Source organism: Nostoc sp. (assembly GCF_041747015.1).
Lineage (GTDB): Bacteria > Cyanobacteriota > Cyanobacteriia > Cyanobacteriales > Nostocaceae > Nostoc.
In genome coordinates this window covers 1-9,745 of sequence record NZ_JBGTFY010000041.1, presented here as the reverse complement: position 1 = coordinate 9,745, position 9,745 = coordinate 1, and the positions used below count along the sequence as shown (strand labels likewise).

General features: G+C 44.5%; 15 protein-coding genes. 1 reads left to right on the top strand and 14 read right to left on the bottom strand.

Going from position 1 to position 9,745, the window contains the following annotated elements; genetic code table 11:
• Window positions 1-62: 62 nt before the first annotated feature.
• The 13 genes from rplE to rplC form a co-directional block, all read right to left on the bottom strand.
• Entirely contained in the window at window positions 63-623 is a 561-nt protein-coding gene (gene rplE / locus ACEW80_RS03290) for a 50S ribosomal protein L5 (RefSeq protein WP_334825527.1), read from the bottom strand.
• A 104-nt stretch (window positions 624-727) separates the two neighbouring features.
• Complete coding sequence (rplX, locus tag ACEW80_RS03285) at window positions 728-1,081, bottom strand: 50S ribosomal protein L24 (protein WP_196518358.1); 354 nt, start codon at window positions 1,079-1,081, stop codon at window positions 728-730.
• Window positions 1,081-1,449 carry a 50S ribosomal protein L14 gene (gene rplN, locus ACEW80_RS03280; RefSeq protein ID WP_069070772.1) on the bottom strand — a complete coding sequence of 123 codons (369 nt, stop codon included), beginning with the start codon at window positions 1,447-1,449 and terminating at the stop codon, window positions 1,081-1,083. Before rplN ends, rplX begins: the two co-directional genes overlap by 1 nt.
• Window positions 1,450-1,495: 46 nt before the next feature.
• Window positions 1,496-1,744 carry a 30S ribosomal protein S17 gene (gene rpsQ / locus ACEW80_RS03275; RefSeq protein ID WP_069070773.1) on the bottom strand — a complete coding sequence of 83 codons (249 nt, stop codon included), beginning with the start codon at window positions 1,742-1,744 and terminating at the stop codon, window positions 1,496-1,498.
• Between the two features lie 6 nt (window positions 1,745-1,750).
• The gene (rpmC, locus tag ACEW80_RS03270) at window positions 1,751-1,978 is read right to left on the bottom strand and encodes a 50S ribosomal protein L29 (RefSeq protein ID WP_373525219.1); all 228 of its coding nucleotides are present in this window, start codon (window positions 1,976-1,978) and stop codon (window positions 1,751-1,753) included.
• A 3-nt stretch (window positions 1,979-1,981) separates the two neighbouring features.
• Window positions 1,982-2,407, bottom strand: a complete 426-nt coding sequence (gene rplP / locus ACEW80_RS03265; RefSeq protein ID WP_334905184.1) for a 50S ribosomal protein L16 — start codon at window positions 2,405-2,407, stop codon at window positions 1,982-1,984.
• Between the two features lie 87 nt (window positions 2,408-2,494).
• Window positions 2,495-3,274, bottom strand: a complete 780-nt coding sequence (gene rpsC, locus ACEW80_RS03260) for a 30S ribosomal protein S3 (RefSeq protein ID WP_373525218.1) — start codon at window positions 3,272-3,274, stop codon at window positions 2,495-2,497.
• 53 nt (window positions 3,275-3,327) lie between these two features.
• On the bottom strand, window positions 3,328-3,684 hold the full coding sequence (gene rplV, locus ACEW80_RS03255; protein WP_196518347.1) for a 50S ribosomal protein L22: 357 nt from the start codon (window positions 3,682-3,684) through the stop codon (window positions 3,328-3,330).
• An 81-nt stretch (window positions 3,685-3,765) separates the two neighbouring features.
• Window positions 3,766-4,044 (bottom strand): 30S ribosomal protein S19, encoded by a 279-nt coding sequence (rpsS, locus tag ACEW80_RS03250; RefSeq protein ID WP_196518345.1) that lies wholly within the window; start codon window positions 4,042-4,044, stop codon window positions 3,766-3,768.
• 118 nt (window positions 4,045-4,162) lie between these two features.
• Complete coding sequence (gene rplB / locus ACEW80_RS03245) at window positions 4,163-5,026, bottom strand: 50S ribosomal protein L2 (RefSeq protein ID WP_373525217.1); 864 nt, start codon at window positions 5,024-5,026, stop codon at window positions 4,163-4,165.
• 130 nt (window positions 5,027-5,156) lie between these two features.
• Window positions 5,157-5,471, bottom strand: a complete 315-nt coding sequence (locus ACEW80_RS03240; RefSeq protein ID WP_094349089.1) for a 50S ribosomal protein L23 — start codon at window positions 5,469-5,471, stop codon at window positions 5,157-5,159.
• Window positions 5,464-6,102 carry a 50S ribosomal protein L4 gene (rplD, locus tag ACEW80_RS03235; RefSeq protein WP_196518339.1) on the bottom strand — a complete coding sequence of 213 codons (639 nt, stop codon included), beginning with the start codon at window positions 6,100-6,102 and terminating at the stop codon, window positions 5,464-5,466. The genes ACEW80_RS03240 and rplD overlap by 8 nt, the downstream gene beginning before the upstream one ends.
• Window positions 6,103-6,285: 183 nt before the next feature.
• Entirely contained in the window at window positions 6,286-6,924 is a 639-nt protein-coding gene (rplC, locus tag ACEW80_RS03230) for a 50S ribosomal protein L3 (protein ID WP_373525216.1), read from the bottom strand.
• 898 nt (window positions 6,925-7,822) lie between these two features.
• Here rplC and ACEW80_RS03225 point away from each other — a divergent pair.
• Entirely contained in the window at window positions 7,823-8,299 is a 477-nt protein-coding gene (locus tag ACEW80_RS03225) for an NAD(P)H-quinone oxidoreductase subunit N (protein ID WP_373525215.1), read from the top strand.
• A gap of 71 nt (window positions 8,300-8,370) precedes the next feature.
• Here the strand turns inward: ACEW80_RS03225 and ACEW80_RS03220 are convergent, their stop codons facing one another.
• On the bottom strand, window positions 8,371-9,198 hold the full coding sequence (locus tag ACEW80_RS03220; RefSeq protein WP_373525214.1) for an ABC transporter permease: 828 nt from the start codon (window positions 9,196-9,198) through the stop codon (window positions 8,371-8,373).
• Window positions 9,199-9,745: the final 547 nt, after the last annotated feature.

The window sequence follows — 9,745 nt, the reverse complement described above, 5'->3', positions numbered from 1 at the left end:
GTTGGCATTGCGGATGCGCGTCAGCATATCTGCAATTGTGTCGTTAGCCGCCATCGTTCCCTCTATTGATGAACTTCTTGATCGCGAAAGGGCATTCCTAATTCTTTAAGTAAGGCGCGACCCTCTTCGTCGTTTTTTGCTGTGGTGATAATGGAAATATCCATCCCACGCACTTGATCGATGCTGTCGTACTCGACTTCTGGAAAAATTAGCTGTTCTCTCACACCCAGAGTATAATTACCGCGTCCGTCAAAGCTTTTAGGGCTAACGCCGCGAAAATCTCGAATTCTGGGTAGTGACAGGCTAACGAGTCGGTCGAAAAAGGCATACATCCGTTCCGCTCTGAGAGTAACCATGATCCCCACAGGCATCCCTTGACGAATCTTAAAGCCAGCGATCGCCTTTTTCGCCCGTGTCACCACTGGTTTTTGACCTGTTACCAAGGCAATTTCGTTGATGGATGCCTCTAAGGACTTGGCATTTTGAGCCGCTTCACCCAAACCTCGGTTAATCGTCACCTTTACCAACTTCGGGACTTGATGAACGTTGGTATATTGAAACTGATTGATCAGTTTGGGGACGATTGTCTCTTGATATAAGCTTTTGAGTCTTGTTGTTGGCATAGTTTTTTGTCCTGATATCCCTGGTCTTGGTCAGGGAAGCTTTATTGTCCTTTGTTATTTGTCCTTTGTCCTTTGTCTTTTTACTAATGACTAATGACTAATGACTATTTATCCAGAATCTCGCCAGTTTTCTTGAGTTTTCTGACTTTTTTGCCTTCTGAGGTAAAGGTATAACAAACACGACTGGCAACGTTTTGCTTGGTGGAATAAAGCATGACGTTGGAGCTATGAATCGGGAATTCTTGGGTAATAATTCGCCCTGATTCCCCTTCTTGCTGGGGTTTGACGTGCTTGGTTTTAATGTTGACACCTTTGACAATAACTTTACTCAGTTGGGGAAGTGCCTGAGTAATTTCGCCAACTTTTCCTTTATCTTTGCCAGCAATCACTTGCACAGTGTCGCCAGTTTTGACGTGCATTTTGTGGAATACTTTGGGCGTACCTTGTTTGGTTGCCATTAAAGCACCTCCGGAGCCAGAGAAACAATTTTAGTAAAGTTCTTATCGCGCAGTTCCCGTGCAACTGGGCCAAAAACCCGTGTGCCTCTGGGATTACCATCTTTATTGATGATTACGGCGGCATTATCATCAAAGCGAATACTCATGCCACTGTCACGAGATACAGCTTTCCGAGTTCGGACAATTACTGCTTCCACCACATCAGACTTTTTTACAGCCATGTTGGGTGTAGCATCTTTAACAACTGCGATGATTTTATCACCGATAAAACCATAACGACGGTTGCCTCCGCCTAAGATGCGGATGCACATTAGTTTGCGGGCGCCGCTATTATCTGCGACATTCAGGTAAGTCTGGGGTTGAATCACAATTATGCTCCCTTGTAATGTTGTTAGAAACTAACAACGATGAGGTTTAAGCTGGTTTGACGTTGAGGACTTCTGTGATTTTCCAGCGCTTGGTTTTGCTCAGGGGTCTAGTTTCCTGAATGCGAACGCGATCGCCTACTTTACACTGATTTTCTTCGTCGTGAACTTTATATCGTTGGGTGTTGACTACAATCTTGCCGTACTTGGGATGAGGAGCGCGGTTTTCTATGGCGACTACCACAGTTTTTTGCATTTTATCGCTCACTACCAAGCCAACTCGTTCTTTGACTGCCATAATCTCCTACTTTTCTTCTTTAGCCGATTGACTTGCTGTCCGTTTGCGTTCTGTTTCTAGCGTCAGCAATTGGGCTAGGCGGTGTCGCATTTGTCGGAACTGATGGGGCTTTTCTAGTTGTCTGGTGGCTTTTTGTAAACGCAACTGAAATAGTTGTCTTTTGATCGCGACAATTTCCTCAGAGAGTTTCTCGTCACTTAATTCTCTAGCTTCTGACATTTTGGGAAGAGGCATAAGCTACTCCTGCTCCTGCGGTTGAGGGCGCACAATAAACTTGGTTTTTATGGGCAGTTTAAATGAAGCCAGGCGCATAGCTTCACGGGCAATTTCTTCAGTAACTCCACCGATTTCAAACAAAATTCGCCCTGGCTTGACTACAGCTACCCAATATTCTGGATTACCTTTACCCGAACCCATCCGGGTTTCAGCAGGACGCATGGTTACAGGTTTATCAGGGAAAATCCGAATCCAGATTTGTCCACCCCGACGAATATAACGGGTCATTGCCCGACGGGAAGCCTCGATTTGCCGGGCTGTAATCCAAGCAGGTTCTTGCGCTTGGAGTGCAAAATCACCGAAGTTGAGGGTGCTGCCACGGGTGGCTAGTCCCTCCATCCGTCCGCGCTGTTGTTTGCGGAATTTAGTTCTTCTAGGACTTAACATGGTTTGTCACTTGTCATTTGTCATTTATCATTTGTCATTTGTCATCTGCCATTTACTAATGACTAATAACTAATGACTAATGACGATTTATCCTTCATTTGATCGATCTTCAAATTGCTGGCGACGACGTTGTTGTTGACGACGACGGGGTTCACGATCGCGATCGCCGCGATCGCGTGGATCGCGGGTTGCGGGTGGTAGCGGAGCTGGTTCTTGTCCAGGGATAATTTCTCCTTTAAACACCCACACTTTGATGCCCAGAATGCCGTAAACAGTTTTTGCCGTGCAGTAAGAGTAGTCAATGTCAGCCCGTAAAGTATGTAAAGGTACTCTACCTTCACGAGTCCATTCTGTCCGGGCAATTTCCGCACCGTTGAGCCGCCCACTAACTTGGATTTTAATACCTTGGACACCAGCGCGTTGGGCACGCTGAATCGATTGTCGCACTACCCGTCGAAAGGAAACCCGGCGTTCCAATTGTTGAGCAATGTATTCGGCAATCAGATAGGCATCAGCATCAACTCGTTGAATTTCAACCACGTTAATGCGAATTTGGCGATTACTACCCAAGAGTCCTTGGAGTCCGGTACGTAAGGCTTCGATGCCTTGCCCACCGCGCCCCACGACTACGCCTGGTCTAGCTGTGCGTACTTCTAAGTCGATTTGATCAGCTTTGCGCTCAATTCGCACCTCGGAAATTCCGGCGTTGTTTTGAGCGAGTCTACCCAGCTTTTGTTCTATGTATTGCCGGAGTTTGTAGTCTTCTTGTAAAAGTTCTGGATAGCGATGAGCAACAGCAAACCAACGGGATTGATGTTCATGTGTAATACCCAGGCGAAAACCAACTGGATGAATCTTCTGTCCCACGAATACTTCCTCTAAAATTTCTTACTTTACGCAATTTATTCGTGTAAAAAAGCTTATTTTTCTGGGGCGGCTGCAACGGCCACAGTAATATGACACGTCGGCTTGCGAATTTGGTAAGCTCGACCTTGCGCCCTTGGCTGAAACCGCTTCAACGGCGGACCTTGATCGGCATAAGCCTGAGTAATTACTAATTGAGTCCGATCTAACCCAGCGTTGTGTTCGGCATTAGCAGCAGCGCTTCTGAGAACTTTTAATATGGGTTCAGTGGCGCGATAGGGCATGAATTCCAGAATAATTAGCGCTTCTCGGTACGATCGCCCCCGGATTTGATCGAGTACCCGACGAACTTTGTAGGCCGAGATGCGGATAAAACGAGCGATCGCCTTTACTTCAGTAGTATCATTAGCCATAATTTTCTCCAATTTTGTCATTTGTCATTTATCATTTGTCACTTGTCTTTAGCTAATGACTAATGACGTAATGACTAATAACTACCTACCTGCTTTTTTGTCGCTTTTTCCATGACCCCTGTAGGTGCGTGTCGGCGAAAATTCCCCCAATTTGTGTCCCACCATCTGTTCATTTACAAAAACTGGAACGTGTTGCCGTCCGTTGTGAACAGCGATCGTATGACCTACCATTAGGGGCAAAATCGTCGAAGCTCGTGACCAAGTTTTTATAACTTCTTTTCTGTTGCTGTCGTTGAGCTTTTCAATTTTCTTTAGGAGATGATCCGCAACAAAAGGACCTTTTTTTAAAGAACGACCCATATTTTTAAGTGCTGAGTGCTGAGTTTGGAGTTTGGATTTTCAAGTTTTGAGTCTTGAGCTTTAAGTGTTGAGTTTGACAATTCCACTCAGCACTCGTTACTCACTACTCATTACTAGATTAAGACTCACGACCACCGCGACCGCGTTTAGAAGACTTACGGCGACGACGTATAATCAATTTGCTGCTGAGTTTCTTGCGATTACGTGTCTTCGCACCCAATGTAGGTTTACCCCAAGGTGTAACAGGTCCCGATCTACCGATAGGTGCCCTACCTTCGCCACCACCATGTGGGTGATCAACTGGGTTCATGACGCTACCTCTAACCTTAGGACGGCGACCTTTCCAGCGATTTCGTCCGGCTTTACCTGCGCTTAAGTTTCTCGCATCAGTGTTGCCTACTTGCCCAATGGTGGCGTAGCATTCGCGTCGAATCAAGCGGACTTCTCCAGAAGGCAACTTGAGAGTTACATAATTACCTTCTTTTGCTACAACTTGGGCGCTAGCACCAGCAGCCCGGACAATTTGACCACCTTTGCCAGGAGTAAATTCTACGTTGTGAACGCTAGTACCTAAGGGAATTTTCCAGAGTGGTAAGGCATTACCATCTTCAAAGGGAGCATCAGTCCCAGAAATAATTATTGTTCCAACTTTCAACCCATTGGGATGGAGGATGTAACGTTTTTCGCCGTCTTGGTAATACAAAAGGGCAATTCGGGCATTGCGGTTAGGATCGTATTCAATTGCTGCGACTTTGGCAGGAATATTATGTTTATCCCTTTTAAAATCGATAATCCGATAAAGTTGTTTGTGTCCGCCACCCCGGCGACGACTAGTAATCCGCCCGCGATTATTCCGACCTTTGGCGCGATGCTTCGAGGTTGTTAAAGATTTCTCTGGTTCGCTTTTGGTAATTTCTGCAAAGTCAGAGATTGTAACTTGGCGAGTGCTGGGGGTATAGGGGCGATAAGAACGAGTACCCATATTTTTAAGTGCTGAGTGCTGTTAGCGATAGCGGGGCGTTTAGCCCGTGCTGAGTTTTGAATTTTAAATTTTGAATTTTGAGTTTAGTAACTCTTAACTCCTAACTTCTAACTTCTAACTCATAACTTTTCTAGACTTCTGGGAATAAAACTTGTCTAATCTTGTCTTCATCCCCAGGTGCGACGGTGACAATAGCTCGCTTATATTGGGGTTTATAACCAATAAATTTGCCAACACGTCGCTTTTTACGCGGTGGAAGGATAGTGTTTACTTTTACAACCTTGACTTGAAACAAGTCTTCGATCGCAGCCTTGATTTCAGGCTTAGATGCCTTTGGAATGACTTCAAAGGTGTACTTATTTTGCTCCATTAGGATGGTCGCTTTCTCGGTGACAATCGGGCGACGCACTAAGTCGGCGAGATCACGGGGGTCAAAGCTAGGCACTGTAGACCTCCTGAATTTTTTCTAGGGCTGATGCCGTAACTACAATTTTGTCAGCGTGCAGTAAATCAAAAACATTTAGCTGGTCTGCTGCAATTAGTTTTAAATTTTCAATATTGCGGGCTGACAAATAAACGTTATCTGTATCCGCAATCTCAGACAAAATTAACAGTGACTTGCTTTCTGGTACTACTCCCCAACGGGCAAGGGCTGCCACTAATTCTTTAGTCTTCGGGCGAGATAGCTCGGTGCTAAATTCTTGTACTACTATCAAGTCATCAATGCGGCTGACAAATGCTGTCCGCAGTGCCAAACGTCGCTCTTTGCGGTTCAACTTCAGGTTGAATTCTCTAGGCTTTGGCCCAAATATCACACCACCACCACGCCACAGTGGTGAACGAATCGAGCCGGCACGAGCGCGACCAGTACCTTTTTGTCGCCAAGGTTTGCGACCACCACCTCTAACTTCAGCCCGAGTTTTGGTACTAGCATTTCCTTGACGAGCATTGGTCAATTGCCGTACCAAGGCGCGGTGCACAATATGAGACGCTGTTTCTTCCTTGGCAACGCGCAACTCGAAGGTCGTCTCGCCGACCTGCTCTCCTTGCCAATTTTTAACTACGCTTTCAACCATCTTTGTTATCTGTCCTTTGTCATCTTGTCATTGGTCTTTTGCCATTTGTCCTTAGCCAATGACTACTGACTAATGACCCTTTGGGTGACGCTCGTGCCTCGCTAACGCCAGTTACTCATGGGGAAAACCCCCATCGCTTTTAGCGTCTCCCCTTGGGAGAAGACCGCACTGGCTCACTTTTAACTAATGACTACCCACTATTGTTGCAGGCACAACACTTACTAATGCACCCGGTTTACCAGGAATGGCTCCCTTAATTAGTAATAAGTTGCGTTCTGGGTCAACTCGCACTATGGTCAGCTTGCGAATTGTGATGCGTTTCCCACCTAAACGCCCTGCCATCCGCTTACCTGGATAGACACGACCTGGTGTTGTCCCAGCACCAATGGAACCGGGCGCTTTGTGGTTTTTGGAACCGTGGGACATGGGACCACGAGCAAAGTTGTTGCGCTTCTGGTTACCCGCAAAGCCGCGACCGATGCTTGTGCCGACTACATCGACAATTTGACCTGCACTAAAAATATCCGCTTTAATCTGTTGACCTAAAGCATAATCGCTAGAGCTATCGGTGTGATATTCATTTAGGTGACGCAATGCTGGGGCAGACGATTTAGCCAAATGACCCAGTAATGGTCTGTTCAGTGCCTTCGGTTTAACTTCGCCAAAACCAACTTGAATGGCAAAGTAACCGTCGGTTTGTTTCGTTTTAACTTGTGTAACGGTGCATGGACCTGCTTGAATGACAGTCACAGGAATGGCTACTCCTGCTTCGTCAAATATTTGAGTCATGCCCAGCTTGGTGCCGAGAATACCTACAGACACAACTGGTTCTCCTTTCTACTTACTGACCTTGGAATTGGACTCTAGAGGACACGCTTTGTACGCATCAGTTTAGGCTGGGTTAGCCTGCGAAATTTGGAATGGCTTATTAAATAAACCGCTCCAAATGCTTTGGGACACAACAAACCGTGTCCATACTGCTTGGTGAATCTGTTCAGTTTCACTCATGAGATCACCAGAACAGCTACAAGTCCCTTCCTATTAGGAAAGAGTAACTTCTGGAATCAATGCAAGGCGCTACAGCTTTTTGCTGTGTGCAGCAATGCTTTTGTCCAAGCAATTGCTATGGCACGTTTTGGAGGCAGCGCTTCGGATACGCCCATAAGATGGATTCCCGGAGCTTGGCTACTGCCCTGTTGCAGTTGGACTTAAGCGGTTTTTACCACCCAGTATCCGTTAACTGAGACTAACGTAATGCCATGAAACCAACATTTCTGCTCAGTTTTTACTTCCTTAAACACCTTAAATTATTATTTAAGATTTTGCCTGCTTTTTCAGAGGCACAGAAGCAAATGTACTTTGGAGCTTAGAATTGGCTTTGGTTGTTCGTCCATAAGCTCCAATTTTGACCTGAAAGCTTTCTTAGTTTACCAGTCTTATGATCAATCTGAGCTAGGTTATCCAATTTGCATTGAGTCGTCAGCTTTTGATGCTAAGACTACCTCAGAATGAGAGTAAGAGGTTCAACTAATTTTCCTTATCGGCCACAATCTAATAATATAAATTATTTGTTTATGTTTGTCCAGTAATTTCTAGAGTTATTTTTGGGGAGTAGGGACTGGGGACTAAAGAAATGGGCATTATGTCCCAAATATTTTAACTTAATCTATCGGTTCAGGGTAAATAATAGAGATATCTGAGTGGGATAAGACGAAAATCTATGGCACTAATTACCACTGGCAACGGTTTAATCCGCGATCTGGAAAAATTTGGCGCTCTGGGAGTGTATGTACCTCTAGAAGGGGGTTATGAAGGTCGGTATCAGAGGCGACTACGTGCATCTGGCTATACCACCTTGCACATTACCGCGAGAGGACTGGGCGATGTGGCTACGTATCTTACAAGAGTTCATGGAATCAGACCTCCTCATCTTGGTAAAAAAAGTACTGGTAGTGGTGCGGCAGTAGGTGATGTATACTATGTGCCACCCATTATCGGTTCTCATCTAGAACAGCTACCACCAAAGTCGAAGGGGCTGGTTTTGTGGATTATTGAAGGGCATATTCTTTCCAATGAGGAACTTGAGTATTTAGCGAATTTGCCTCAGTTAGAACCACGAGTGAGAGTAGTCATTGAGAGAGGTGGCGATCGCGCTTTCCGTTGGACTTCTCTAGAAAAAACTCTGTTAGCTAGCTAAGATTTACAAAAGTGAGGAGTGAGGAGTTAAAAATTCCTCACTCTCCACTCTCTAAGTTCTGGATAAAGTTTTTAATCCTGTTGATGAGCAAATTTATAACCACCCCACAGAGAAAGGGCGATCGCACTTACCAGCAAAATCGGTATGCTGTACCAAGGAAACTGGGATAAGGGTAAATGAGCCGCCGCACGTAGTCCAATGCTAGCGTAGGTTAGTGGTAACAGATAAACTACGACTTTGAGGGCTGCTGGTAATGTACCAGGGTCAAAGAAGGTTGCTCCTAAGAATGACATAGGAATAATTATAAAGTTGTTGTAGAGTCCGACTGATTCGAGCGATCGCACACTCAACCCCACAATCACCCCTAGCCCAGCAAATACTGAACAATTCAGCACCACCAATAGTAAAAATAGTGGGTTGAGAAAATTCCAGTTCCCAGTCAACAATATCGCCACCAAAATCACGGAACCGGATGTCATCAACCCCCGCACTACTCCCGCCAGCATTTTACCGATGTGCAACGCTAATGGGTGTACGGGAGTTAACAATAATTCCTCGAAGGTTTTGGTGAATAATCTGTCTCCGCAAATCGAAAATGTCGTCCCACCAAAGCTAATCGTCATCGACGATAGTGCCACCATCCCCGGTAATATGAATTCCAAATAGTTGTTATAGTTACCACTAATTCCTGAGCCGGGTTTGATGGAACTACCCAAACCTAAGCCAAAAGCTAAAATATATATCAGTGGAGATATTAAGCCTGATGCAGCAATTTGTACAATTCTTACACGTAAATCTAACCAATCTCCCCAAAAAATGGTCAGACTATCAGCTAGGAAGATTTGAAGTTGCGAAGTTTTGAACCTCTTGCCCGAAAGTAGCGTTTTTTGAAATGTCACGTGCTTTCAATTACTTATCAAAATTTCATTAAATTTTAATTTACATTGTTTGACACATCAATTAATAGAGGTAAAAAATCTCTCATCCTAAAAACTTAAAAATAAAAAGCTAGATAATCCAAGCATTCTGACTGGATAAATTGTACAAATTAAATCAAGACTATCTGATACAAATCAAAAATATGGTATAATTTATGAATGCAATCCATAGATGATTTGCAAATCAAGTAGCACAAAAATAATAACTAATAACAATTGGTTAAACATTACATAAATAAATAATAATACTCACCAGTTATTCCAGATGGAAATAACAAGCAAGAAAGTTGAAATTCTGGACAAATATCTAGATAAGTTCCTATTTTTTTCTTTTAACAAGAATACTGCACAAAAAGTTGCAGGCAATTATATAGGGCTTGCTGAATAAGTCTCCAGAGCGAATCTAGAAGCCACACAGCTTACAAAATAGTAGTTTCGTCGCTTAGTTTCCCAATTTGCCCGGCGCTCGCCGACGAAAGTGCAAGGTTTTTGAACCTCTGGATGCTAT